The sequence below is a fragment of the Shinella sp. R2-11 genome (assembly GCF_055330205.1).
Window position 1 is genome coordinate 139,176 of the sequence record NZ_JBVAPC010000003.1, and the last position, 24,312, is coordinate 163,487.

Annotated in this window: 22 protein-coding genes; 11 read left to right on the forward strand and 11 right to left on the reverse strand. The window is 65.8% G+C overall.

Annotated features, from left to right (window positions below):
• Positions 1–2 precede the first annotated feature (2 nt).
• Both ACZ1A1_RS09110 and ACZ1A1_RS09115 read right to left on the reverse strand, forming a co-directional pair.
• Positions 3–1,508 carry a mercuric reductase gene (locus ACZ1A1_RS09110; protein ID WP_463619650.1) on the reverse strand — a complete coding sequence of 502 codons (1,506 nt, stop codon included), beginning with the start codon at positions 1,506–1,508 and terminating at the stop codon, positions 3–5.
• Positions 1,509–1,510: 2 nt separating this feature from the next.
• Entirely contained in the window at positions 1,511–2,797 is a 1,287-nt protein-coding gene (locus ACZ1A1_RS09115) for a glucoamylase family protein (RefSeq protein ID WP_463619651.1), read from the reverse strand.
• A gap of 224 nt (positions 2,798–3,021) precedes the next feature.
• On the opposite strand from ACZ1A1_RS09115, the gene ACZ1A1_RS09120 reads away from it, so the two are divergent.
• Entirely contained in the window at positions 3,022–3,624 is a 603-nt protein-coding gene (locus ACZ1A1_RS09120) for a hypothetical protein (protein WP_313194260.1), read from the forward strand.
• A 22-nt stretch (positions 3,625–3,646) separates the two neighbouring features.
• Here the strand turns inward: ACZ1A1_RS09120 and ACZ1A1_RS09125 are convergent, their stop codons facing one another.
• From ACZ1A1_RS09125 to ACZ1A1_RS09155, 7 genes are all read right to left on the reverse strand, one after another.
• The gene (locus ACZ1A1_RS09125) at positions 3,647–4,702 is read right to left on the reverse strand and encodes a diguanylate cyclase domain-containing protein (protein ID WP_463619652.1); all 1,056 of its coding nucleotides are present in this window, start codon (positions 4,700–4,702) and stop codon (positions 3,647–3,649) included.
• Between the two features lie 89 nt (positions 4,703–4,791).
• Entirely contained in the window at positions 4,792–5,478 is a 687-nt protein-coding gene (locus ACZ1A1_RS09130) for an ABC transporter permease (RefSeq protein ID WP_463619653.1), read from the reverse strand.
• A gap of 3 nt (positions 5,479–5,481) precedes the next feature.
• Complete coding sequence (locus ACZ1A1_RS09135; protein ID WP_463619654.1) at positions 5,482–6,189, reverse strand: ABC transporter permease; 708 nt, start codon at positions 6,187–6,189, stop codon at positions 5,482–5,484.
• Between the two features lie 77 nt (positions 6,190–6,266).
• A complete protein-coding gene (locus tag ACZ1A1_RS09140; RefSeq protein WP_463619655.1) occupies positions 6,267–7,067 on the reverse strand; it encodes a transporter substrate-binding domain-containing protein in 801 nt (266 codons plus the stop codon).
• A gap of 52 nt (positions 7,068–7,119) precedes the next feature.
• Positions 7,120–9,075, reverse strand: coding sequence for a DUF2817 domain-containing protein (locus ACZ1A1_RS09145; RefSeq protein ID WP_463619656.1), 1,956 nt, complete (start codon positions 9,073–9,075; stop codon positions 7,120–7,122).
• A gap of 159 nt (positions 9,076–9,234) precedes the next feature.
• Positions 9,235–10,341, reverse strand: coding sequence for an FAD-binding oxidoreductase (locus ACZ1A1_RS09150; RefSeq protein WP_463619657.1), 1,107 nt, complete (start codon positions 10,339–10,341; stop codon positions 9,235–9,237).
• Between the two features lie 13 nt (positions 10,342–10,354).
• Entirely contained in the window at positions 10,355–11,401 is a 1,047-nt protein-coding gene (locus ACZ1A1_RS09155; RefSeq protein WP_463619658.1) for an aromatic ring-hydroxylating dioxygenase subunit alpha, read from the reverse strand.
• A gap of 120 nt (positions 11,402–11,521) precedes the next feature.
• On the opposite strand from ACZ1A1_RS09155, the gene ACZ1A1_RS09160 reads away from it, so the two are divergent.
• Entirely contained in the window at positions 11,522–12,466 is a 945-nt protein-coding gene (locus ACZ1A1_RS09160; protein WP_463619659.1) for a LysR family transcriptional regulator, read from the forward strand.
• Here ACZ1A1_RS09160 and ACZ1A1_RS09165 read toward each other — a convergent pair.
• Positions 12,459–13,535 carry an ABC transporter ATP-binding protein gene (locus ACZ1A1_RS09165; protein ID WP_463619660.1) on the reverse strand — a complete coding sequence of 359 codons (1,077 nt, stop codon included), beginning with the start codon at positions 13,533–13,535 and terminating at the stop codon, positions 12,459–12,461. The two genes, ACZ1A1_RS09160 and ACZ1A1_RS09165, sit on opposite strands and share 8 nt — an antisense overlap.
• Positions 13,536–13,636: 101 nt before the next feature.
• Here ACZ1A1_RS09165 and ACZ1A1_RS09170 point away from each other — a divergent pair, with 101 nt between their 5' ends.
• From ACZ1A1_RS09170 to ACZ1A1_RS09205, 8 genes are all read left to right on the forward strand, one after another.
• A complete protein-coding gene (locus ACZ1A1_RS09170) occupies positions 13,637–14,323 on the forward strand; it encodes a GntR family transcriptional regulator (protein ID WP_313194268.1) in 687 nt (228 codons plus the stop codon).
• Complete coding sequence (locus tag ACZ1A1_RS09175; RefSeq protein ID WP_463619661.1) at positions 14,320–15,300, forward strand: alpha/beta hydrolase; 981 nt, start codon at positions 14,320–14,322, stop codon at positions 15,298–15,300. Before ACZ1A1_RS09170 ends, ACZ1A1_RS09175 begins: the two co-directional genes overlap by 4 nt.
• A 24-nt stretch (positions 15,301–15,324) precedes the next feature.
• The gene (locus ACZ1A1_RS09180) at positions 15,325–16,527 is read left to right on the forward strand and encodes an ABC transporter substrate-binding protein (protein WP_463619662.1); all 1,203 of its coding nucleotides are present in this window, start codon (positions 15,325–15,327) and stop codon (positions 16,525–16,527) included.
• A 107-nt stretch (positions 16,528–16,634) separates the two neighbouring features.
• On the forward strand, positions 16,635–17,558 hold the full coding sequence (locus ACZ1A1_RS09185) for a carbohydrate ABC transporter permease (RefSeq protein ID WP_119255641.1): 924 nt from the start codon (positions 16,635–16,637) through the stop codon (positions 17,556–17,558).
• Entirely contained in the window at positions 17,555–18,388 is an 834-nt protein-coding gene (locus ACZ1A1_RS09190; protein WP_119255642.1) for a carbohydrate ABC transporter permease, read from the forward strand. The genes ACZ1A1_RS09185 and ACZ1A1_RS09190 overlap by 4 nt, the downstream gene beginning before the upstream one ends.
• 23 nt (positions 18,389–18,411) lie before the next feature.
• Positions 18,412–19,293, forward strand: a complete 882-nt coding sequence (locus ACZ1A1_RS09195; protein ID WP_463619664.1) for a sugar phosphate isomerase/epimerase family protein — start codon at positions 18,412–18,414, stop codon at positions 19,291–19,293.
• Positions 19,290–20,285 carry a Gfo/Idh/MocA family protein gene (locus ACZ1A1_RS09200; protein WP_463619665.1) on the forward strand — a complete coding sequence of 332 codons (996 nt, stop codon included), beginning with the start codon at positions 19,290–19,292 and terminating at the stop codon, positions 20,283–20,285. The genes ACZ1A1_RS09195 and ACZ1A1_RS09200 overlap by 4 nt, the downstream gene beginning before the upstream one ends.
• 14 nt (positions 20,286–20,299) lie before the next feature.
• Entirely contained in the window at positions 20,300–21,403 is a 1,104-nt protein-coding gene (locus ACZ1A1_RS09205) for a mannitol dehydrogenase family protein (protein ID WP_463619666.1), read from the forward strand.
• Between the two features lie 16 nt (positions 21,404–21,419).
• Here the strand turns inward: ACZ1A1_RS09205 and ACZ1A1_RS09210 are convergent, their stop codons facing one another.
• Positions 21,420–22,364, reverse strand: coding sequence for a LysR family transcriptional regulator (locus ACZ1A1_RS09210; protein WP_463619667.1), 945 nt, complete (start codon positions 22,362–22,364; stop codon positions 21,420–21,422).
• 116 nt (positions 22,365–22,480) lie between these two features.
• Between ACZ1A1_RS09210 and ACZ1A1_RS09215 the strand changes: the two genes are divergently transcribed.
• Entirely contained in the window at positions 22,481–24,283 is a 1,803-nt protein-coding gene (locus ACZ1A1_RS09215) for an adenine deaminase (RefSeq protein ID WP_463619668.1), read from the forward strand.
• The last annotated feature ends 29 nt before the right edge of the window (positions 24,284–24,312 follow it).

The following is a 24,312-nucleotide window of genomic DNA, read 5'->3' on the forward strand; positions in this document are numbered from 1 at the left end:
CTTCAGGCCGGTCCGCTTCCGGGAGAACCCCGGGCCGCGCGGTCGACGTCGCGCCGGTAGGCCTGCGCCGCCAGCATGATCGCGCCGGACTGGGCGGGATAGGTGTGGACCACCTTGGCAAGCGCCTCCATGCCGATGCCGGTGCTCATGATGACGGCCATTTCGTTGATCAGCTCGCTGGCCCGTGAGGCGACGATGGTCGCGCCGAGGATGCGGTCGCTGCCTTCCGCGATGTGGATCTTGACGAAGCCGGTCTCCTGCCCGTCCGTGATGGCGCGGTCCACGTCGCTCAGCATCACTGTATAGCTCTTGATCGGGATGGACTGCACGCGGGCTTCCCAGACCTGCAGGCCGATATGGGCGATCTCCGGGTCGCAGAAGGTGCACCAGGGAATGACCGAAGCGTCATGCCGCAGCCGGCCTTGCGACAGCGCGTTCTCCACCGCCATCCGCGCCGAGGATTGCGCCGCATTGGTGAATTTCAGCGACAGGCAGACATCGCCGGCGGCATAGATGTCGGGGTTGCTGCTGCACAGGAACTCATCGACCTTGATGCCGCGCAGGGGGCTGAACGCCACGCCGGCGGCATCAAGGTCGAGATCGTCGACATTGGGTAGCCGGCCGGTGCAGACGAGGATCTCGTCGGCGGCGATCTCGCCCTTCAGCTCGTTGTTGAGCGTTTCAAGCACTTTGACGTCGCCCTCGCGCCGCGCGCCGACGACGGCGGTGTTCAGGCGGATCTCCATGCCGTCGCGCGCCATGGACCAGGAGAGGACCTCGGCGGCGTCGCGCTCCTCGCGCGGCAGGAATTTCGGATCGTTCTGCACGATGGTCACATGCGCGCCCAGCCGGCAGAAGGCCTGCGCCAGTTCGCAGCCGAGCGGCCCCCCGCCGACGACCGCAAGGCGCCGCGGCAGCGCCGTCATGTCGAAGATCGTCGAGCTCGTGCGATAGCCGGTCTCGTCGAGGCCGGGAATGTCCGGGATTCGCGGCCGCGCACCCGTGGCGACGAGCGCCTTGCGGAAGCGCAGGCGCGTATCGTCGACGAACAGGGCGTCGGCGCTCGCGAACCGGGCGGTGCCGAAGAAGATGTCGACGCCGAGGGCGGTGAGGTCATGGGCCGAATGATAGACCGCGATGCGCGTGCGAATACTGCGCATGCGCGCCATCGCATCGCCGAAATCGAGGGCGGATTCGACCGGCATGGGCGCGCCGAACTCGTCGGCGTCGTGCATGGTGCCATATACCTGCGCGGTGCGGATGATCGCCTTCGACGGCACGGACCCGGCATTGAGCGAGTTCCCGCCGAGATGCGCGCGCTCGACGAGCGCGACCGAGAAACCGCGCCGCGCGGCCCATTCGGCCGCCGAAAGCCCCGCCGGTCCCGCGCCGACGACCACGAGGTCGTAGATGCCTTTCGGCTCCGGATTGCGCCAGTCCTGCGGCCGCACCCGCCGAAGATAAGGGGCCTCGTCTGGGGGGCTTGCCCGTGGTGCCGTGCGCTGCATGTCTATAACCACCCGCCTTCGAAGCCCGCATGCGCAAGACCGTCGCGCACATATCCGCAGCCCCGGAAAATCTCCCAGATCAGGCCGCTGCGGTGATTTTCGATCATCATGGCAAGAAGGCCCTGGTCGAGCCCGTACCAGCCCTCGGAAAGCCAGCCGCCCGAAGCGGGCAGCAGCGTCGGGTTGAAGCCGCTGGAGAACCGGTCGCCGGGGCAGACCTGCGGATAGTTCTCGAGGAGATGGCGCGTGCCCGAAAGCGCTGCCTCGGGCGTGAAGGGTAGCGTCGCGAGCATCGCCCAGGGGGAGATCGTCCCGTCGTCCGGGCCATAGGGCACGCCGCGCGACATGTAGCCGAAGAACCGGCGGTCCCGGCCTTTCCGGCGTATCGCCGCAACCGAGGGGCCGTCGCCCGCCGTCACGCCCCAGAAATCGCGGCAATAGCCTTCGAATTCGTAAGGATTGCGCTCCCCGTATTCGCGGTGGACGGCGATCGCGCTTTTCGTGTTCTCGAAATAGTCGCTGTTCTTCTCGCGCATGAAGGCATCGCGAATGCCGCGGAAGTCGATCCAGGCATGGGAAAACAGATGCGTGAAAAGGGGGCCGGAATAGAGGACGTCATGACCGAGGAGGTTTTCCCACTGATAGGTCAGGCTCCAGGTATCGTAGCAGCTTGCCGTCAGCGGGAAGGTGGGCGATCCGAGGCCGAGGACGTAAAGGATCGTCGCCTCGTTGTAGCCTTCCCAGCCATAGTGGAGGAAGCCGCATTCGGGCTTCCAGCCCTGCGACAGGCCCGAGGTTCCGTTCTGTGCCCAGTGCCAGTCCACGCGGCGGTAGAGCACGTCGGCATGGTCGCGGATGTCACTTTCCTCGCCGCCCCCGTCGAAGTAGCAGCCCGCCACGAGGATGCCCGCCATCAGGAGGGCGGTGTCGATCAGCGACAGCTCGCATTGCCAGACGCGCCTGCCCGTCTTCATGTCGAGGAAATGATAGTAGAAGCCCCGGTAGCCCGTGGCGTCGGCCGCCTTGCTTTGGGGGCTGGCCAGGAAGAATTTCAGCACCTTCAGCGTGCGCCGCGCGGCCTCGGTGCGCGACAGCCAGCCGTTCCTGACGGCGATCGGATAGCAGGAGAGGGCGAAGCCGACGACGGCGATGCTGCAGGGCGATCCCGGGCGGGACGTATCGGCCACGAGCCCGGTTTCTTCGTCGGTATGGTCGATGAGGTAGGAAAAGGCCGCATGCTGAAGCCGGGCAACCAGTGCCTCGTCCGAAAGTCGCCTCAAGCCGCTCATGGAGCCTGTCCTGCAAATGGATAGACGCAGCCGACCGGGCGGCTGTGGCATTCGCCCACCATAGCAACCGGCCCCTCGAACGCAACCGCCGGGCCGGCGTTTCCATTCCCATTGATGTGATCGCGGGACAGGAGCCAATGTGCTACAGCGCCTAAATTCACAAACGTCCGCGTGGTACACTTCGTCAGGAAGCCGCCGCTCGCAACAGGATCTCGACGTTACCCATGGAAGCATTTCTCGGCCTTATCGCTGCGATCATCGCCAACACGATGGCGATCCAGCCGAATCTCGCACCCTTCGGCGTTGCCCAGGATGCGCGGCCCTCGGCGCTCGGCTGCGAGCCGCTGGCGGAGGGGCCGGCGGACGCCACGGGACAATATCTATGCCCGAAGCTGCCGGGGGCGGATCCGCTTTACGAGGAATATATCCTCGCTTTCGTCGACGGCGTCGGCGTCTGCAACCTGACTGCCATCACGCCCTATCGAGCCGACGACGATGAAGGCCATCTCACCCGCCAGATATTTGCCGATGTCACGGCGAGGATGACGAAGGAACTCGGAGAGCCGGACGAGAAGGTCGACGTGGCCCATACGCCGGCCGCCGGCAGCGACCTTCTCCTCAAGCACACGATCACCGCCGAGGAGCGGCAGATCTTCAACCAGTGGAACCACCTGCAACGCCGCTTCCAGAACCTGCAATCGGCCAGCGTCGTTCTTGCCGGCGACGAGGGATACGGCCTTGCCGTCTACAGCACCTACCGTTTTGCCGGAAACGACGAGTGCATGCGCCGCATGGAGCAGACGACGGGCCTTTCGCCCGACCAGTAGAGGGCCGGATACTGTTCAGGTTCTACTTCAGGAATTCGCGGTAAGTGTCGCCACCGTCTGCCTTTGCGGCATAGAGCGCAAGGTCCGCCTTGGTGAAGAGGCCGGTCGGGGTTTCCGCTTCGGCAAAGGCGAAGCCGATGGAGGCGCTGACGCTGAAGACATGCCCCGAACAGCTCATCGGCAGCTTGCCTGCATCGACCACCTGCCGCGCGGTGCGTTCGATCGCCTGACGGCTGCTGGCGGGACCGAAGAGGATCGCGAACTCGTCGCCGCCGATGCGGGCGACCAGTTCGGCGCCCGTGCAGGTCGCACAGAGCCGGCGGGTGAACTCGATGATGCACTCGTCGCCGAGGGCGTGGCCGAGCGTGTCGTTGATCTCCTTGAAGCCGTCCAGGTCGACGAGCATCAGCGCGCCGCCCGATCCGTCCGGCCCGCACATGTCGGCGAGCCGCAGCTGGAACCGGGTGCGATTGGCAAGGCCGGTCATCACGTCGTGCTCGGCGAGATGGCGCATGTGGTCGAGCGCGGTCTTTTCGGCGGTGATGTCCTGCTTGATGCCGAAAAGCCGGACGGGCTCGCCGTCGCGGCGCTCGACCGTCGCGGATATCCGTATCCATCGCCGGCCGAATTCCGGGCTCTCGATCTCGGCGTCCAGTCCGAAGCCGTCCCCGTTGCGGATCGCCTCGCCACGGGTCCTCTGCAGCCGCGCGAGCGAATCCTCGCTGTAGCTTCTGAGGATATCGCCGCGCACCAGGCCGCAATTCTGCGGCAGGCCGAAGAGATGGTAGGTGCCGCTGCTCCAGGTCAGCTGCTCGCTGGGCAGTTCGCATTGCCAGGTGCCCATGCCCGCGGCCATGGAGGCGCGCTCGAAGATATCGGCGCCGGCAAGCGCGGCCTCGATGCGGCGGGTGAGGGCCGACTGGCGCTCGATCTGCCGGCGCAATTCCAGGATCGTCCGGCGATCGAAGGGGCCGGCGAGGGTGCGCCGCAGCCGTTCCAACAGGCCGTAGAGCGCCGATTGCGGCGTGGCTTGCGTGTCGGCACTCGGCGATTGCGCGCTCGTTGCTGGATTTTCCATCTTCGTCACCGGCTTGTGGCAAGGCCCCTTGCTACAAGTCCTAATATGAAAACATTAATCTGAAGTGAGGGCGGCCCGCCGCCGCCTCCTCAGCGCGGCAGGTAGCGGGTGAGGCTTGCCTCCAGTAGGCGGATGAGCGTGATGAGGATCAGGTTGATCAGGAGATAGAGCATGCCTGCGATGGCGAAGATCTCCAGGATCGCATAGGTCTGGCTCATCAGCCGCTTGGCGTGACCGGTGATCTCCAGCACGGTGATCGTCGAGGCAAGGCTCGTTCCCTTCACCACCAGCACCAGTTCGTTGCCATAGGCGGGCAGCGCCTGGCGGATGGCGAGCGGGAAGGCGATGCGGCGGAAGCACAGGAAGCGCGACATGCCGCAGGCCTGTGCCGCCTCCATCAGGCCGCCCGGAATGGACATGAGGCCGCCGCGCAGGATTTCCGACGTATAGGCCGCCGTGTTGAGCGCCAGCGCCAGCACGGCGCAGCGCACGCCGTCGCCGACGATCCACCAGAGCACCGGATTGTCGCGCACGAAGGAAAGCTGGCCGAGCCCGTAATAGAAGAGGAAGAGCTGCACGAGCAGCGGGGTGCCGCGGAAGACCGTGCTGTAACCCTTGGCAAAGCTGCTCAGCAGCCGGTTCTTCGACAGCCGCATGACCGCGAGCCCCAGCCCGAGATTGAAGCCGATGGCGACGGAGGTAATGGTCAGCACCGCCGTCAGCCACACGCCCTTGGCAAGGGTCGGCACGGCAAGGCGAACGAGTTCGAGATCCATGGCCTAGCTCCTGTTCTTCGGCTGGAGCAGGCGCTCAATCCGGTCGAAGCCGCCCTGGCTCACCAGCGTGATCGCGAGATAGACGATGGCGGCAATGAAATAGAAGATGAAGGGATGGCGGGTGGAGCCCGCGCCGACGAAGGCCGCGCGCATCAGTTCCTGCAAGCCGACCACCGAGACGAGCGCGGTGTCCTTGATCGTCGTCTGCCAGACATTGTTCATGCCGGGCACGGCGATCCGCAGCATCTGCGGCGCGATGATACGGCGGAAGATGCGGCGTCCCGGAATGCCGAGCGCCCGCGCCGCCTCGATATGGCCGGCCGGGATGGCGGCGAGGGCGCCGCGCACCACCTCGGTCGAATAGGCGCCCGAAATGGAGGCGATGGCGATGACGGCGATGACGAAAGCATAGCCGTTGCCGGCGAGCCCCGCATAGCCGAAGGCCGCCGCCACGCGCGCCACGAACTCAACCGAGGAGAAGAAGAGGAGATAGATGATTAGGAGCTCCGGCACGCCGCGCACGATCGACGTATAAAAGTCGACGATCAGCGTCAGCGGGAAGATCCGCCCCCACTTGATGAGCCCGCAGGCGACGCCGATGACGATGCCGAAGACCATGCTCGCTATGCCGAGGGCGACCGTGACCGCCGCCCCGCGCAGGATCGCGGCGATCCAGCCGCCTTCCCATACCTGCCAGATTCCCAGTTCCATCGTTCCCGCCCGAACCCTTCATGCCTTCCGGATGCGGCGTTCCCCGGCGCCTGCTGCCGGGGAACGCGCGGTTGCTATTACTGGCAGGGCCGGGAAATGTCCGACTTGAACCAGGTCTGGCTGGCCTTGCCGATCGAGCCGTCGGCGACAAGCTCGCAGAGCGCCTTGTCGATGCGGGCCTTCAGCTCGGTATTGTCCTTGGCGATGCCGACGCCGATGCCTTCGCCGAGGGTCGGATCGGAAGAGCTGGCGATCTTGACGTCGACGAGCTGGAAATCCTGGCCTTCGGGCTTGGCGAGGAAGTCCTCCAGAGCCGACACGTCGGAAAACGCGGCGTCGACGCGGCCGCTGGCCAGGTCGATCTGCATCTGGTCGAGCGTGTCGTAGGTCTTCAGGTCGGCGTTCGGCACGTTTTTTTCGAGATAGTGCGCGTGGGTCGTGCCCGCCTGCACGCCGACCTTCTTGCCGTCGAGCGCCTTGACCAGGCTGTCGAGGTCCTTGATGCCGGCAAGGTCGGAGTTCTTTGGCGCCACGAACATGTTGGCAAGCTCGGCATAGCCGATTGAGAAGTCGATCTCCTTCTTGCGGTCGTCGGTGATCGACATGCCCGAGATGATGACGTCGAAGCGCTTGGCCTTCAGAGCCGGGATGAGGCCGTCGAAGGCCTGCACGACGAACTGGCACTTCACCTCAAGCTTGGCGCAGAGCAGGTTGCCGACATCGGCGTCGAAGCCGGTGACGTTGCCGGCGGCGTCCGCCATGCTCCATGGCGGATAGGCGCCTTCCGTTCCGATCGACAATTCGCCTTCGGCCGCCCAGGCGGCGGTGGTGCCGGCGGCGAAGCACGCGGCGAGCAGCAGGCTTTTCATCAGCTTCATGTTCTGGTTCCCCATGTTGAACGTTGTTTTCGGTTGGCGGGGCCGGCAGGCATCAGAGCGTACGGGCCAGGAACTGGCGCATGCGTTCGGAGCGCGGATTGGTGAAGACGTCCGCCGGTGCACCCTCTTCCTCCACTTTTCCCTGGTGGAGGAAGAGGATCTTGTGCGAGACCTCGCGCGCGAACTGCATTTCGTGCGTCACGAGGATCATCGTGTTTCCTTCTTCGGCCAGCTGCCGGATCACGCGCAGCACCTCGCCGACAAGCTCGGGATCGAGCGCGGAGGTAGGCTCGTCGAGCAGGATGAGCTTTGGGCGCATGGCGAGCGTGCGGGCGATGGCCGCGCGCTGCTGCTGGCCGCCGGAGAGCTGGCCGGGATATTGGGCGTGCTTTTCGGAAAGGCCGACCTTCCTGAGAAGCGCATGCGCATGGTCGACGGCGGCCGGCCGCTCTTCCTTCAGCACATGCAGCGGCGCTTCGATGATGTTCTCCAGCACCGTCATGTGCGGCCAGAGATTGAAGTTCTGGAACACCATGCCGACCCGCGAGCGGATGCGCTCGACCTGCCGCATGTCGGCCGGCACGGCATTGCCGTCCGGTGTCTTCTTCATGCGGATTTCCTCGCCGTCGATGACGACGCGCCCGTCGTGCGGCTGTTCCAGCAGGTTGATGCAGCGCAGGAACGTGCTCTTGCCGGAGCCCGAGGAGCCGATCATCGAGACGACTTCGCCGGGCTGGGCCGTAAGGCTGACGCCGTTCAGCACCGAAAGCTGCCCGAAGCGCTTGTGGAGGTCGTGCACTTCCAGCGCCGGGCGCTCGCCGGCGCCCGGATGCACCGTCTCCGCATGGACGACGACGGCAACTGGCGCGGCGGCGGGGACGGGCTTTTCGGCACCCGCGCCGCCGACGGCCTTGAGATCGGCAAAGGCGCGGTCGAAATGACGCAGCGCCGTGGCAAGGCACGTGTTCCGCCAGTCCTCGTCCTCGGGAATGAAGGCGGCACGCAGCGCCTTCTTGATGCGCTTGCCGAGCGGCGTGTCCACCTTGCCGTAGAGATGCAGCCAGTTGTCCGCCTGGACGGCCTCGATGACCGTTTCGCCGTTGAGCGTGCCGCATTCCACCACCAGCGGCAGGACGCGCGCCTTCGGCAGCGCCTTGCGCACGGCGGCCGAGACATAGCCGGTGGCGGTCGCGGCAATGCCCGTGTCGGTCGTCGCGTCCGTGCCGGTGAGGACGACGGAAAGAGCGGGGCCGAAGATGTGCCGTCCCCAGTCGAGCCCGGCATGCTCGCCCTCGGCTACCGAGAGGAGGGCCGGATAGCCATAGGGACCGGCGCCCGTATGCAGGTCGAAGACCACGACCTCGGATGCCTGCCGGGCGAATGTCGAAAGGATCTCGATGAGCGTGCGGTTGGACCAGACGGGGCCGTCGCCGCCATAGTAGAGGCCGTCCGAATAGGCATATTGGCCCGCCTCGATCATGGGGGCGAGGCCGGCATAGCCGCCGAAACGCCGCTTCGCCGCCTCATAGGCCTCGGCCGCCCGCTCGCGCTCCGGGCCTTCCCAGGCGCGCCAGACGAAGGCGTCGTGCAGCGTGGCATAGCGTTCGTTGCGCGGCGGCCCTTTCTGCCAGTCGATGAAATTACGGTTCAGGTCGACATTGTCCTCGTTCACCCTGCGGCTCCAGGCGGTGCCCCAGGGATTGATCAGGTGGATGGCGAGGACGGCGGTGTCGTCGGGAAGCTGCCAGGGCGTGTTCTGCGAGAGCCAGGCCGTCTGGCAGGCCGAGCCGAAGGGGCCTTCGACGCCATGCGTGCCGGAGATCAGCACCATCAGCTTTGCGGCATCGGGGCGTCCGAGATAGGCGACGTCGGTCGAAAGCTGCTCGCCGTTCGGCCCGTGCAGGGGATGAGGGTAGGCGACGAGGCTGGCGCCCGCCTGGCCCGCGGCGGCGAGAAACCGGCTGCGCAGGTCCGAAAAATCGCCGGTGAAGAGGGCGGAAGGGGACATGCGACAGTGCTCCCGGTTTTCTGTGTGCAGAACTGCTTTGGCGTTCATTCTCATTCCCCTGTGAGGCCGTTGGCCGGCCTGTCTTGGTCTGGTTTCAAGGAAGGCGGTTTGCGCCTTTCCTTGCAGGCAGTGGTTCCTTTCCCGCAGGCCTGTCCGGCGTCAGAGATCGAGCACGATGGAAGATTTCGGGCGGGTACAGCACAGGAGTACCCGGTCTGCCGGCATTTCGTCGAGCGGTTCCTCGAAATAATCGACCTCCCCCGAGACGAGGCCCTGCTCGCAGGTCCCGCAGACGCCCGCCCGGCAGGAGAAGGCGGGCTCTATCCCCTTCGCCTCCAGGAAGGCGAGGATGGATTCGCTCTTGCCGTCCCATGTGAGGCTGCGCCCGGATTTCTGCAGGACGATGCGCAGCCCGTCGCCATCCGCATCCGCGACCGGCGTGACGGCCGGCGGCGTTTCCGGCTGCACCGGCGCCGCGCCGCTCTCCGACAAGAGGCTTGCCGGGCCGAAGAATTCGTAGGCGATGCGTTCCCTGCCGATGCCAAGCCCTGTGAGGATGCCGTAGAGGGCCTGCATGAAGGGCGGCGGCCCGCACATATAGACCTCGTAGTCGTCGAGCGGCAGCAGGCTCTGGAGCGTCGCGCGGGAGACGAAGCCGGTGGAATGGCAGCGGCCCGCATCGAGGTCGCCGTCTTCGGCGAAGCGGTAGCAGAAATGCACCGAAATGCCCGGCCGCAGCGCCGCAAGGCGCTCCACCTCGTCGCGCAAGGCATGGACGGCCGCGCCGTCGCAGGCATGGATGAACCAGACCGGGCGATCGCTTTCCCTCGCCAGCACGTCCAGCATGGAGACCGTCGGCGTGAGCCCGACACCGCCGGACAGGAGCAGGACGGGCCGGCGGCTCGCGGCATCGAGCCGGAAGGCGCCGCGCGGCGGGTCGATCTCCAGCACGGCGCCCGGCTCGATCTCGTCATGCAGCCAGCAGGAGCTCAGCCCTTCCGGCACGTCCTTCGAGGGCGCTGCCTCGCGCTTCACCGTGATGCGGTAGCTGCCTTCCTCGCGCGGCGAGGAGGAGACGGTATAGTTGCGCAAGACATGCCCGCCCTTGCGGTCGGGAACGCGCATGGTGAGGAACTGTCCCGCCTCGAACGGCCGCCAGTGCTGCCGTTCGAGGGGGGCAAGGCGGAAAGACGTGATGGTGGCGCTTTCGCGCACCTTCGAAACGACCTCGAAGGGGCGGAAGCGCGAAGCCGCGGCATCGGGCATCCGGGGTCTATCCTTACTCTGCGGCGTCCGCGACGGCGGCGGCCTGCGTCTCGGCGGCGATCATCTGGGCGAGCTTGCGGCGGAAGCGCATCGGCCCGACATCGATCTTCAGGTCGAGATTGGGCGTCTGCATGTTGGCCATGCCGTGATGAACCGCCTCCAGCACCACGCGGTCCTCCTCGAAGGCGCCGCGCACGGACTTTGCGAAGCTCGCGGAGACCTTGGCGTCGTCGGGCGCGAAATTGCGCATCTGGAACCAGTAATACTTGGTGCGGTTCTCATCGACCGGGGTCATGAAGTTGTAGCTGTCCATGAGGAAGGTGTTGTCCGGCAGCGCGCGGCCTTCCCCGCCCGTGTGGGCCGGCGCGAAGATCGCCTTGATGATGGCGTTGCTCGGATAGCGCACCTCGTAGTGCTGCTTGCGGTCGGTATTGCCCTCGAATTGCAGGAAGGGCGCATAGAAGGGGGCGGGCTCGGAATCGATCATCCAGCGCCAGACGGTCACGCCGTCTTCCTTGACGGTCGTCTCCAGCGGTGTCTCCTCGCAGGCCGAACTGGCGAAGGACGACTGGTGCACCCAGGCGACATGGGACGGATCGAGCAGGTTGTCCGTCATGTAGAGATAGTTGCAGTGGAGCATCATGGATTCGCCGCGGTTGATGCCCCAGGCGGGATCGTCGAAATGCTCGACCTCGAAGATGTCCCCGGGGTCCGCCTTGGCGGCATCCCCCATCCAGATCCACAACAGGCCGTAGCGCTCGTGAACCGGATAGGACCGCACCTTGGCGACATGCGGGATGCGCTCGGCGCCGGGAACGCGGGTACAGGTGCCCGAACAGTCGAAGGTCAGGCCATGGTAGCCGCATTCCACGTCGTCGCCCTTGATGCGGCCCATGGAGAGCGGCAGCTTGCGATGGGGACAGGCATCTTCCAACGCGGCGGGCGTGCCGTCCTGAAGGCGGTAGAGGACGATGTTCTCGCCCAGGATGGTCACGGGTTTCAGTTCGCGGCCGACCTCGTTGTCCCAGGCCGCAACATACCAGGCGTTCTTGAGAAACATCTCGCTCTCCTTGCGTTTTGCCAAGCGAGTGTTCGTCGATTTTTTCGTGCTAACAAGTTGCCAGCGGCTGCGTTCTTTTTTAGAAATTCTAAACTGCAACGCCTCCGGAGGAACCTTACCATGCCGAACCCGTCCCTGCGCGGCCTGCAAGCCTTCGAGGCGATCGGACGGTGCGGCTCGGTCAGCGCGGCGGCCGAGGACCTCGGCGTTTCGCCCGGTGCGGTGAGCCAGCTGGTTCGCAATCTGGAGCAATGTCTGGGGCTGACGCTGCTGGAGCGGCGGGGCCGGCGGGTCGAGCTGTCGTCATGGGGGCGGGTGTATTACCGGGAAGTGGCGAAGGGATTCCAGCAGCTTTCGCATGCCGCCGGCGTGCTGACGCGCGCCCGCAACGAGACGGGGATCGTGCTGAGCGCGCTGACATCCGTCGCCAACAAGTGGGTCAGCCGCAAGATCTTCGACTGGCAGTCCCTCTGTCCGGAATCGAGCGTGCGCATTCTCGGCGAGGAGCAGGAGCCGCGCATCGGCATCGAGCATGTGGATTTCCGCATCACCTACGGCCGGCGCGCGAATGTGCACGAGCATGTCGCCAACCTCTTCACCGACTGGGTGGTTCCGGCGTGTTCGCCGGCGCTCCTCGCCAACCGGGTTCTGGACTGTCCGCAGGATATCCTCAAATTCCCGCTCCTCAATGTCGAGTGGGAATCCGACTACAAGGCGTCGCCGCAATGGCGGGACTGGGCAAGGCTGATCGATGCCGATGGCCGCCAGACGTTTTCCGGCCTTTCCTTCACCCTGTCGAGCAGTGCCATCGACGCCGCCGCCAATGGCAGGGGTTTCGTCCTCGCCCAGATCTCCATGGTGCGGGACGAGGTGGCCGCCGGTAGTCTCGTGGTTCCCTTCGACATCCGCATGAAGCTGCCGGAAAGCTATTACCTCGCCTGGGACCGGGCGGCTCTCGAAAGGCCCGTCGGCCAGAGGTTCCACAAATGGCTGCTGACCACCGGAAGGCAGCAGGACCTCGCCTCCGCCCCCGGCGCGGACCTCGTCCCGCCGCCGCTCAGTTGATGCGAAGGCCGGAGTCCGCGTCGAAGAGGTGGATCGCTTGCATGTTCGGACGAACGTGGATCCGGTCGCCGACGCGGATCGGCGTGTCGCGCGGGAATTCGACGGTCAGCATGCGGGGCTGGCCGATCTCCACATAGCCGTAGGTCTGGCTGCCGAGCCGTTCGGCGACGGCGAGCTCGCCGCTGAACCAGGCTTCCTCCTGCGGACAGGCGATCAGGTCCTCGGGACGGATGCCGAAGGTGGCGGCGCCGGGCGGAGGTGGGGTGTCGAGGCCGGCAAGCGGCAGGGTGCGGTCGCTGAGGCGGATTGCGCTGCTATTGTCCGTGGCGACGATCGCCGCCGGCATGGTGTTCATGGTCGGGCTGCCGATGAAGCGCGCGACGAAGAGGCTTGCGGGGCGATGATAAAGGTCGAGCGGCGGGCCGATCTGCTCGATCCTGCCGGCATTGAGGACCACGATGCGGTCGGCGAGCGTCATGGCTTCGACCTGGTCATGCGTGACATAGACGGTCGTCGCCTTCATGCGATTGTGCAGCTTGGCGATCTCCAGACGCATCTCGACGCGCAGGGCGGCGTCGAGGTTGGAAAGCGGCTCGTCGAAAAGGAAGGCCGAGGGTTCCCGCACGATGGCGCGGCCCATGGCGACGCGCTGGCGCTGGCCGCCGGAAAGCTGCGCGGGGCGGCGTTCGAGGAAGGGCTCGATCTTCAGGATGTCGGCGGCCTGCGAAACGCGGCCCTCGATGGTCGCCGTCTCCGTGCCGCGCATCTTCAGGCCGAAGGCCATGTTCTCGCGCACGCTCATATGCGGATAGAGCGCGTAGTCCTGGAAGACCATGGCGATGTCGCGGTCGGAGGGCGGCAGCGCGTTGACGATCCTGCCTCCGATATCGAGGGTTCCGCCGGAAATCTCCTCCAGCCCGGCGATCATGCGGAGGAGGGTGGACTTGCCGCAGCCGGACGGGCCGACGAGGACCAGGAATTCGCCGCTGGCGATATCGATGTCGACGTCGTGGATGACCTGCAGGGACCCATAGGTCTTGCGGATCTGCCTCAAGGCGATTGCTGTCACGGCTTTCTCCTCCGAAAGGTCAACTCTGCCCTTGACCTTCATTATCGATATCAATATCAATAATGATACAAGACGCGATTGGCAATCATGCGAGCCGGCCGATGACCTATTTTTCTGCACCGTCGAATGCGCGAAGCGCGGCAAGGCCGGCAAAGTCGGCGGCCGCCTTCAATGCGCTCAAGCGCGACATCATGCTCGGAGTCCTTCCGGCCGGTGCGGCGCTGACGGAGCTGGACCTCGCCGCGCATTTCTCCTGCAGCCAGGGCACGGTGCGCGAGGCGCTGCTCCAGTTGCAGGAAGAGGGGCTGGTGCGCCGGCAGGGGCATCGCGGCACGCAGGTTTCCGAATGCACCGAGGCCGAGGCCGTGGAGATGTTCCGCGTGCGCCAGCAGATCGAGTGCAGCGGCATCCTGCGCGCGCTGCAGATGCCGAGCCGCACACTCGTATCCGACCTCAAGGCACTCTTCGCCGAAATGCTCGATACGGCCGCCGCCGGCGACGAACTCGAGCTTGCCTCCCTCGACCGGGATTTCCACCGCCGCATCTTCCAGGACGCGCAGCTTCCCGCGCTCGATCCGATCCTGCACCGCTGCCTCGTGCACAATCACCGCTTCAAGATTTCGCGCAGCACCACGCCGCGCGATCTGGTGGCGACCGCCCAGCGCCACGGCGCGATCATCGAGACGATAGAGAACAGGGATGTCGCGCAGGCGAGCGCGGCGCTTCGCCACCACATCGCAACCATCGTCGACCTCGGTCCCGACGTCTTCCCCGAGGCGACGCAATGAGCATCGCGCCCGACATGACCCGGCTTTCGCCGGAAATGGCCGCGCTGCTTGCCCGCGTGGCCGCCGAGACCGGGCCGCAGCCCGACCCGACGACCCTGCCGCCGGCCGAGGGCAGGGCGCTCTCGGAGGAAAGCAACCGGTGCTGGAATGTCGACATGCCCGAGATGGCGACCGTCGGCGAGGCGTGGATCGACGCGGATGCGGGCCTCGGCTCGGCGCGGGTGCGCCTCAAGGTCCTCGTGCCGCCGAGGCATGGCGCCGGCGCGGTCGTCTTCGTGCATGGCGGGGGCTTTGCCTTCTGCAGCCCGGAAACGCATGAGCGCTGCGCGCGCGTCCTCGCGCTGGAAAGCGGCCTGCCGGTGCTGCTGCCCGATTACCGTCTTTCGCCGGAACATCCCTATCCCACGGGCCTCATGGATGTCGTCGCGACGATCCGCTTCGCCTTTGCCGCGTCCGCGCCGCTCGGCGTGACCGCCGGTCCGCTCATCCTTTCCGGCGATTCCGCCGGGGCCAACCTCGCGCTCGCCGCCATGCTGCACGAGCAGGCCGAAGGGCACCCGCCCGTCGCCGGCGCGCTGCTCTTCTACGGAACCTATGCGGGCGATTTCCGCACCGATTCCTATCGCGATTTCGAGAACGGGCCGGGCCTGACGACCGCCAAGATGCAGCGCTACTGGCACTGGTATGTCGGCGGCCGCGATGTTTCGGCCGATCCGCTGGCTTGTCCGCTGCTCGCATCGGACGAGGCGCTGATCGCCTTGCCGCCGCTGCATCTGATGGCGGCGGGCGTCGATCCGCTGCTGTCCGACAGCATCGTGCTGCAAGAGCGCCTGAAGGGCCTCGGCCGCGACGAGACCCTGACGGTCGTGCCGGGCGTTACGCACGGCTTCCTGCAGAACACGCTCGATCTTGCCGCCGCGCGGGAGGCGCTGGCGGCAGCGGGCGCCGATGCCCGGCGGATGGCCGGTACAAACTGAATTCGATTTTCAAAGGAGGAGACAATGAAAATCTGGAGGAAACTTGCGGTCGGGGCCGCGCTTGCGACGGCGCTGCTTGCCAGCACCGCATCGGCGGAAACCGTTCGCTTCTGGTATCACTTCGACAATCCGGAAAACCCGATGGGCGATCTCGTCGCCAAGTTCGAGGCGGCCAATCCGGGCATCAAGGTGGAAGCGGAGAACGTTCCGTGGAACAGCTACTACGATAACCTCTATACTGCGCTGGTCGGCGGCAATGCGCCGGATGCGGCGATGGTGAAGCTCTTCGCCCAGCCGCGCCTCGTGGAAATGGGCGCGCTGGAGCCGCTTGCCGAGCGCATCGACGCCTGGCCCGGCAAGGCGGACCTGCTCGAGAACCTGCTGGAGCTCAACAAGGGGCCGGACGGCCAGCAATACTACCTGCCGATCCAGTATGTCGTGCTCTATCTCTACTATCGCGCCGACCTCTTCGCCGAAGCCGGCCTGAAGCCGCCGACCACCTGCGAGGAGTTCCGCGACGCGGCGATCAAGCTCACCAAGGCGCCGGCGACCTACGGCTTCGGCCTTCGCGGCGGCAAGGGCGGCTGGGACCAGTGGGGCGCCTTCGTGCTCTCGCAGGGCGCCAAGCTGGAACCGGGCGGCCTGACGACGCCGCAGGCGATCGCCGCCAACCAGTGGCTCATCGACCTCTTCCAGAAGGACAAGGTCATTCCGGCCTCCGCGCCGAACGACGGCTTCCAGGAAATCACCGCCGCCTTCAAGAACGGCACCACGGCGATGACGATCCACCACATCGGCTCGTCGAACGACATGGTCAAGGCGCTCGGCGACAAGGTCTCGGCCGTGCCGGTACCGGAATGCGGCGGCGGTCGCTGGACGTCCTACGGCGACGAATCCCTTGCGATCTTCTCCAATTCGGAGGTGAAGGACGCAGCCTGGAAGTGGATCTCCTTCCTCGCCGAGGGCGAGAACAATGTCGAGTTCAACAAGGCGACCGGCCAGATGACCGTCACCAAGAGCGGCTCGGCAAACTGGACGCAGCATGAGCGCCGCTTCGTCGACGCCACCGTTCAGTCACTGCCCTTCGCCCATGTGCTGCCGCAGAACACGGCGACCTCGGAATTCGTCAACACGGCCTGGCAGACCGCGATGCAGCAGGCGCTGACCGGCCAGATCACCTCCGAAGAGATGATGCAGCAGCTCGAGGCGCTCTTCGCGCAGCAGTGACCTCCCCGGAGCGGGCGGTCCTGCGCCCGCTCCACCCCTCCCATCCGCCGCGCCCGAACATCTCGGCGGATGGGATCTTCCGAATGCCAACGGCCGGGAACGACCGCATGACCGCGACCACCGCCTCACCATCGACTGCCGTGATCATCCCGACGCCCTGGAGCGTCCGGCTGATGCCCTACATGCTGCTGGCGCCCGCGGTGCTCGTCACCCTGTTCATCGTCTTCTTCCCGATGGTGCAGGCACTCATCACCAGCTTCTACGACCTCATCCTCTGGAAGCCGAATGCCAGCCGCTTCGTCGGCTTCGGCAACTACGTCAAGCTTTTCGCCGATCCCGTCTTCTGGACGGCGCTCGGCAACACCGCGATCTGGATCGGCCTGACCGTGCCGCTGCAGATGGGCCTCGGCCTCGTGACGGCGCTGCTGCTCAACCGGGAATTTCCCTGGCGCGGCCTTGCGCGCGCCCTCATCATCATCCCCTGGGCCCTGCCGAGCGTGGTGATCGCGCTGATGTGGCGCTGGATCTACGATCCGAACACCGGCGTGCTCAACGACATCCTGCTCTATCTCTCCGTCGTGCAGTCCGCCGTGCCGTGGCTTGCGGACCCGAAGCTCGCGCTCTATGCGATCATCGCGACGCTGACCTGGCAGGGCTTCCCCTTCTTCGCGGTGATGATCCTCGCCGGCCTCCAGGGCATTCCGCGCAGCCACTACGAGGCCGCTTCCATCGATGGTGCTTCGGCCTGGCGGCAGTTCGTGCACATCACGCTGCCCGGCATCGCGCCGGTGCTGGCGACGGCGGGGCTGCTGCGCGTCATCTGGGTCGCCAATTCCATGGACGTCATCTTCGTCATGACCGGCGGCGGGCCGGGTTATGCGACCCATACGCTGCCGCTCTACGCCTTCGTGCGTGCCCGCCAGAACCTCGATTTCGGCTACGGCACGACCATTGCCGTGACCTTCACCATCCTCCTCGGCGCGATCGTCGCCGTCTATCTCGCCCGGACCATGCGGGAGGTCGAACGATGAACAAGCCCTCCACGCTCCGCCGCATCCTCACCACCGATCTGCCGGTTCTGGTCATCGTGCTCTTCGCCATGGGGCCCTTCGCCTGGATGGTGCTGACCTCGCTGACGCCGACCGCGACGCTGAACGCCACGGGCGTCTCCGTCTCGCCCGCCGGCTGGAGCCTCGACAACTATGTGCGGCTGCTGCGCCAGACCTCGTTCCTCGGCAACATGCTCGACAGCCTCATCATCGCCTGCGGCACGGTGGTGCTCGGCCTTGCCGTCGCGGTGACGGCGGCCTACGCCTTCTCGCGCTTCCGCTTTGCCGGCCGCAAGGTGCTGATGCTGCAATTCCTGCTCATCAACATGTTCCCGATCGTGCTGCTCATCCTGCCGCTCTTCGTGCTGATGCGCAAAGCGGGTATCCTCGACACGCATTTCGGTCTCATCCTCGCCAATGCGACTGTCGCCATTCCCTTCGCGGTGTGGATGCTGACGAGCTATGTCGGCGCGATCCCGAAGAGCCTCGACGAGGCGGCGATGATCGACGGCTGCTCACGGCTGACGGCGCTGCGCCGCGTCGTGCTGCCGCTGACGATGCCCGGCATCATCTCCACCGGCATCTACATCTTCATCACCGCCTGGAACGAATATCTCTACGCGCTGACCCTCGGCGGCAAGAACGTGCGGCCCGTCACGGTCGCGATCCAGACGCTGATCGGCGAATACCAGATCGAATGGGGCCTGCTTGCCGCGGGCGCCGTCGTGGGCGCCATGCCCGCCACCATCCTTTTCCTTCTCGTGCAGCGCCGCCTGATCGGCGGGCTGACCCAGGGCGCGGTGAAGGGCTGACTGTGAATGAAAGAGGACAGACAATGAACCCCGTCGGGTTGATCTCCATGCAATATGCGCGGCCCTTCACGGCCGGGCACTTCCCGCTCTTCGCCGAAATGCGAAGGCTCGGCTACGACTTCGTCGAGCTTCTCGTGCCGGAGCCCGGCGAGCTCGACCTTGCCGAGACGCGCCGCGCGCTGGAAGCCGCCGGCCTCGGCGTCGTGCTCGCCGCCCGCGTCAACCTGCAGCGCAACCTTTCCTCGGACGATCCGGCCGCCCACCGCGCCGGCATCGACTACCTGAAATACGCGGCCGACTGCGCCGCAGCCCTCGGCGCGACCATCGTCGGCGGCCCGCTCACCGGCAATCCGCTGGTCTTTGCCGGCCGGCCGCCGCAGCCGGTCGCCGAGGAGGAGCGCCTTGCCCGCAAGGTCCGTTGCGTGGCGGGGCTCAAGGAAGCCGGCGATCATGCCGCACGCCTCGGCGTCGTGCTCGCGGTCGAGCCGCTCAACCGCTTCGAGAGCGACGTCCTTTGCACGACGCAGCAGGCGATCGAGCTGCTGGAGGCGGTCGACCATCCCGCCGTGCAGCTCATGCTCGACACGTTCCACATGCATATGGAAGAGGCTTCCATCGCGGAGGCCATTCGGCTCGGCGGCAGGCGCGTCGTGCATTTCCAGGCGAACGAGAACCATCGCGGTTTCCCCGGCACGGGCGCGACCGATTGGGTCGAGGTGTTCCGGGCGCTGCACGAGATCGGCTATGAAGGTCCCGTCTCGCTGGAGCCGTTCCGCCGCAACGACGACCGCTTCGGCGTTCCCTTCGCACAGTGGCGCGCGCCGCACGAGGACGAGAGCGAACGCCTCGCCGAAAGCGCAAAATTCATTAAGTCCCACATCCTGCTCACGGAATATCGTCGATGACACTCAAGATCGGTTGGATCGGCTGCGGCGTCCACGCCACCCAGATGCTGCTTCCGCAGCTCGTGCGCCATGACGTGCAGATCGTCGCGCTCTGCGACATCGACGGCAACCGGCTGGCCTCGGCCGGCCGGCAGTTCGGCGTGACGAACCTGACGAGCGATGCGGAGGAGCTCATTCGCCGCGCCGATATCGACGCGGTCGGCATGGCTGTCGGACCGGACCAGCATCTGCGCTTCGGCAGGATGGCATTGGAGCGCGGGCTTCCCGTCTTCATGGAAAAGCCGCCGTCGGGCAGCGCCGCCGGCGCGCGAGAATTGCTGGCGGCCTCGGAGAAGTCGGGCAAGCCGCTCCTCGTCGGCTTCATGAAGCGCTATTCCGCCGGCAACAAGATCGCGGCGAACATCCTGCGTTCCGGCCGCTTCGGCGATATCTACGGCATCACCGGCTATTACATGACGGCGCCCGGCTATTTCGCCGGCAATGTCGATTATACCGGCTTCTTCCTGCACCATTGCGTGCACTACATGGACCTCGTCTCCTTCCTCGTCTCGCCGGTCACCAGGCTGACGGCCCGCAAGGTGGAGAAGGCGCCCGGCAAGGTGCTCTTCCATGTGAACTTCGATTTCGAATGCGGCGCCATCGGCACCATCGCCATGGGCACCGCGCAGTCGCGCGGCACGCCCGTCGAGCGCATCGAGATCATGGGCGACCACCAGCGCATCGAGGTCGACAATGTCATCGAGGTGCGCTGGAACCGCAATCCGCCCTTCAAGGTGGACGACCCGGCGGCGACCCTTTCGGACGCCGTCGACACGCTGACCTGGAAGCCGAACTTCACCGCTGCCGCCAACGAGGACCCGAAGGGCTACCATTCGCTGCTCGCCGACGTCGTTCCGGCGCTCGCCGGAACGGAAACGCCCGCACCGACGATCCGCGACGGCGTCATCGCCATGGAACGGCTCGAAACCCTCCGGCGCGAACTCGCGCTTTGACAGCGGAGGCCAAGGTGAAGACGCCCGTCATCCAGTTCGGCACCAGCCGGTTCCTGCAGGCCCATGCGGACCTGTTCCTCTCGGAGGGAAGCCCGGCGCGGGCGATCACCGTCGTCCAGACCTCCGGCGATGCGGCGCGCAGCCGGAGGCTTGCCGCGCTCGCCGCGCCCGAGGGCTATCTGGTCCGCATCCGCGGGCTTGCCGGCGGGCGGGCCGTGGACGAGACGCGGACCGTCACCTCCGTGAGGCGCTGCCTTTCCGCCGCGACCGATTGGCCGGAGGTGGTGCGGGTCTTCGTCGAGGAGGCGGAATTCGTTCTGTCCAACACGGGCGATGCCGGCTACCAGCCACGGCCGGAAGACGGGGGGAAGGCCTATCATCCGGCGATGAGCTATCCGGCAAAGCTCTACCACCTGCTCGCCGCCCGCCATGCAGCGGGCGCAAGACCGCTCGTCGTGATGCCGATGGAGCTCGTGGTCGACAACGGCAAGGTGCTGAAGGAGGCCGTTCTTGCGGTCGCGGCCGCGCAGGCGGGCACGCCGGAACTCCTCTCCTATATCGAGAAGGACGTGGTCTGGGCCTGCAGTCTCGTCGACCGCATCGTCTCGGAACCGCTGGAACCGGCCGGCGCCGTCGCGGAACCCTACGCCCTCTGGGCGATCCAAAAGGGGGCCGGGGTCGTCGCCCCTTCCACCCATCCGGCCATCGAGATGGTCGACGATCTCAAGCAGATCGAGCGGCTGAAGCTGCATATCCTGAACCTCGGCCACACCGTCCTCGTCGACATCTGGCGGCGGCAGGGCGGAGAGGGGGATCCGGTCGTGCGCGAATTCATCGCGCGTCCCGACGTGCATGCGGAATTGACGGCGATCTACCGGGAGGAAGTGCTGCCAGCCTTCGCCGCTCTCGGACAGCGCGAGGCGGCGGAGCGATACATGGCCGTCACGCTGGAGCGCTTCGCCAACCCCTATCTCGACCATCGCCTCGCCGATATCGCCCAGAACCACGCGCAAAAGATCGAGCGCCGCATCGCGGCCTTCATCGAGCTTGCGTGTGGGGCCGGGCAGGGGGGTCGACAACCGCGCCTGGCAAGGATCGTCGCGTCTGCGGCTCCATAAGGTTCCGAGGCGAGCCCTATCCCCGGCTGATCTTCTCGACGAAATAGCGCGGGATCTGGTCGCGCTCGCGGCGGCGGTAGAATTCCATGCAGAAGGTCACGAAGGCCTTGAAGCGGCGCGAGACGTGGCGGCGGCGGGAATAGATGAGGTTGATCGCCGTCTCCCGCGAGCGCCATTCGGGCAGGACCGGCAACAACAGGTCGCTCTGGCATTCGGTTTCCACGAAGAAGCCCGGTAGGTAGGTGATGCCCTGTCCGGCGACGGCGAAATATTTCAGGGTCCAGTAGTCGTTGGCAATCAAGCTGGAAGGCACGAGAATCTCGGTTTCCTCGACGCCCTGGCGGGAGAGATACCAGGGCTGCAGCCGCGTTGTGTTGCGGAAGAGCAGGCTCCGGTGCCTGGCAAGGTCGTCCGTCGTGGCCGGATGGCCGTGCTGCGCCAGATAGTCCGGGCTGGCATAGAGCCCGTAGGAGGCGGTCGCCAGCCGGCGGCTGACATAATCGACATCGGACGGCTCGCCCCAATGGAAGATGCCGTCGAGCGCCATGTCGGACACGTCGGTGAAGGGCTGGCGGGCCGACAGGAAGATCACGTCGAGGATGACCTGCGGATAGGTCTTCTGGAAGGCATAGAGCAGTTCCGACGTGATGGTCGTGCCGAATTCGCCGGTCGAGCCGACGCGCAGGGTCCCGGCGACCTCCTGATGCATCTCGGCCATCGCGGTCGCGGCATCGTCGCAGCTCGCCTGGATTTTTCGCGCATGGCGCAGGAGCTCCGAGCCCGCGTCGGTCAGATGCAGTTGATGACCCTCGCGCACGAAAAGCTCGACGCCGAACTCGTCCTCAAGCTGGCGGATGCGGTGGCTGAGGGTCGATTTCGGCAGGCGGTGCAGCCGCGAGGCGGCCGAAATCGACCGGGCATCCGCCACCTTCACGAAGCATTCCATCACCGAGAGGTCCATTTTCCCGCCGCCTTTCGTTCAAGATATTGGACGATACGTTCGATAATAGCCTGAATTCGGCCAGTTGTTCAAACGGTGCGAGGCTGAAATAGTCGGAGCGGAACAAGGAGGCCTGCATGTCCGACATTCGAGAATTCATTCGCGCTGCATCCGGCGGGGAATCCAAGGCAACCGTTGCCGTACGGGGCGGCCGCCTGGTCAACGTCGTTTCCGAGGAAATCTACCGGGCGGATATCGCGATCTACCGCGACCGTATCATCGCCGTCGGCGACATCAGCGAATATATCGGGCCGCAGACCGAGATCATCGACGCGACCGGCAAGTACCTTGCCCCGGGCATGATCGACGGCCACCTCCATGTCGAATGCTCGAAGCTCTCGCTCACCAGCTTCGCCAAGGCCGTCGTGCCGCTCGGCACGACCTCTATCGTGACCGGCCTCGACCAGATCATCGTCGTCGGCGGGCCGGATGCGGCGCGCGAATTCCTCGACGAGGTCAAGGAGACGCCACTCAAGGTGTTCTGGGGTGCGCCCTGCAAGACGCCCTACACCATGCCGCGCTCCACCGTCGGCCATTATTTCAGCCCGAAGGACCACCGCGACACTCATCATTGGCCGGAATGCGTCGGCATCTGGGAAACGGTGCGCGAATTCATCCAGGAAGAGGACGAGGACGTCCTCCAGGCCATCGAGATCGGCGCGGCGAGCCGCCTGCCGGTGCTGGGCTGCTGCCCGATGACCCGCGGCGCGCGCCTCAACGGCTACATGCAGTCGGGCGTTCGGGCCGACCACGAAAGCTACACGCCGGAGGAGATGCTGGAAAAGCTGCGCGCCGGCATGCATGTCGTCGTGCGCGAATCCTCCATTTCCCACTTCCTTTCCGACAATCTGCGCATCGTCACCGAGATGGGCGTGAAGGCGCTGCGCCGCATCAGCTTCTGCACGGACGACGTGGTGGCGAGCGATATCCTGTCGCGCGGCCATCTCGACAACATGGTCCGCATGGCCATCGCCATGGGCATCTCGCCGATGGCCGCCATCCAGATGGCGACGATCAACGGCGCCGAAGCGCTGCGCATCGACCACAAGGTCGGCTCGATCTCGCCGGGCCGTACGGCCGACATCCTGATCGTCAACGACCTGCGCGATTTCCGCATCGAGGCCGTGGTAGCGAACGGCAAGCTCGCTGCCCGCGACGGGCGGATGGCGATCGAGCTCGTTCCGCCGAAGCGCAGCGCCGGCCTGCTGCAATCGGTCAAGGCGAAGCCCGTCACGGCCGCCGACATCGCCGTGCCCTTCGACGGCACGTCGTCCTCCGCAAGGGTGCTCGCCATCGCGCTGACGCCGGAGAAGATCTTCGTGCGCACGCGGCGCGACGTCACCCTGCCGGTCGTCGACGGCAAGGTCCTCGCCGATGCAAGCCAGAACGTGCAGTACGTGACGGTCGTCGAGCGCTACGGCAAGACGCAGAACCGCCCCGTCGCCTTCGTCTCGGGCTTCAACCTGAAATCCGGCGCCATCGCCAGCTCCACGGCGCCCGACGACAACAACATCATCTGCATCGGCGCCGATCCGCAGGACATGGCGATCGCCATCAACCACCTCATCGCCAACAATGGCGGCCAGGTGGTGGTCGACAAGGGCAAGGTCGTGGAATTCCTGCACCTGCCGATCGGCGGCATCGTCTCCGATATCGATCCCGAGGAGATGGCGGCGCTGGAAGTGCGGCTCGACGATGCGGCGCGCGGCCTCGGCTGCGATCTGCCCTGGCCGTTCATGTACATGTTCGTGCTGCAGATCACCGCGATCCCAGACTATGCCATCACCGATCTCGGCGTCGTCGATTGCGTCAATCTGCAGATCATTTCGCCGCTCGATCCGGACGGGTCCGCTGCTGCGAAGACGCTTGCGGCGGAGTAGGAGAACCGTCAAGGCGGCATCGATGGTGT

Coding starts and splice junctions, on each gene's coding strand:
- ACZ1A1_RS09110 (WP_463619650.1), bottom strand. CDS start 1,508: ATGCAGCGCACGGCACCACGGGCAAGCCCCCCAGACGAGGCCCCTTAT.
- ACZ1A1_RS09115 (WP_463619651.1), bottom strand. CDS start 2,797: ATGAGCGGCTTGAGGCGACTTTCGGACGAGGCACTGGTTGCCCGGCTT.
- ACZ1A1_RS09120 (WP_313194260.1), top strand. CDS start 3,022: ATGGAAGCATTTCTCGGCCTTATCGCTGCGATCATCGCCAACACGATG.
- ACZ1A1_RS09125 (WP_463619652.1), bottom strand. CDS start 4,702: ATGGAAAATCCAGCAACGAGCGCGCAATCGCCGAGTGCCGACACGCAA.
- ACZ1A1_RS09130 (WP_463619653.1), bottom strand. CDS start 5,478: ATGGATCTCGAACTCGTTCGCCTTGCCGTGCCGACCCTTGCCAAGGGC.
- ACZ1A1_RS09135 (WP_463619654.1), bottom strand. CDS start 6,189: ATGGAACTGGGAATCTGGCAGGTATGGGAAGGCGGCTGGATCGCCGCG.
- ACZ1A1_RS09140 (WP_463619655.1), bottom strand. CDS start 7,067: ATGAAGCTGATGAAAAGCCTGCTGCTCGCCGCGTGCTTCGCCGCCGGC.
- ACZ1A1_RS09145 (WP_463619656.1), bottom strand. CDS start 9,075: ATGTCCCCTTCCGCCCTCTTCACCGGCGATTTTTCGGACCTGCGCAGC.
- ACZ1A1_RS09150 (WP_463619657.1), bottom strand. CDS start 10,341: ATGCCCGATGCCGCGGCTTCGCGCTTCCGCCCCTTCGAGGTCGTTTCG.
- ACZ1A1_RS09155 (WP_463619658.1), bottom strand. CDS start 11,401: ATGTTTCTCAAGAACGCCTGGTATGTTGCGGCCTGGGACAACGAGGTC.
- ACZ1A1_RS09160 (WP_463619659.1), top strand. CDS start 11,522: ATGCCGAACCCGTCCCTGCGCGGCCTGCAAGCCTTCGAGGCGATCGGA.
- ACZ1A1_RS09170 (WP_313194268.1), top strand. CDS start 13,637: ATGACCTATTTTTCTGCACCGTCGAATGCGCGAAGCGCGGCAAGGCCG.
- ACZ1A1_RS09175 (WP_463619661.1), top strand. CDS start 14,320: ATGAGCATCGCGCCCGACATGACCCGGCTTTCGCCGGAAATGGCCGCG.
- ACZ1A1_RS09180 (WP_463619662.1), top strand. CDS start 15,325: ATGAAAATCTGGAGGAAACTTGCGGTCGGGGCCGCGCTTGCGACGGCG.
- ACZ1A1_RS09185 (WP_119255641.1), top strand. CDS start 16,635: ATGACCGCGACCACCGCCTCACCATCGACTGCCGTGATCATCCCGACG.
- ACZ1A1_RS09190 (WP_119255642.1), top strand. CDS start 17,555: ATGAACAAGCCCTCCACGCTCCGCCGCATCCTCACCACCGATCTGCCG.
- ACZ1A1_RS09195 (WP_463619664.1), top strand. CDS start 18,412: ATGAACCCCGTCGGGTTGATCTCCATGCAATATGCGCGGCCCTTCACG.
- ACZ1A1_RS09200 (WP_463619665.1), top strand. CDS start 19,290: ATGACACTCAAGATCGGTTGGATCGGCTGCGGCGTCCACGCCACCCAG.
- ACZ1A1_RS09210 (WP_463619667.1), bottom strand. CDS start 22,364: ATGGACCTCTCGGTGATGGAATGCTTCGTGAAGGTGGCGGATGCCCGG.
- ACZ1A1_RS09215 (WP_463619668.1), top strand. CDS start 22,481: ATGTCCGACATTCGAGAATTCATTCGCGCTGCATCCGGCGGGGAATCC.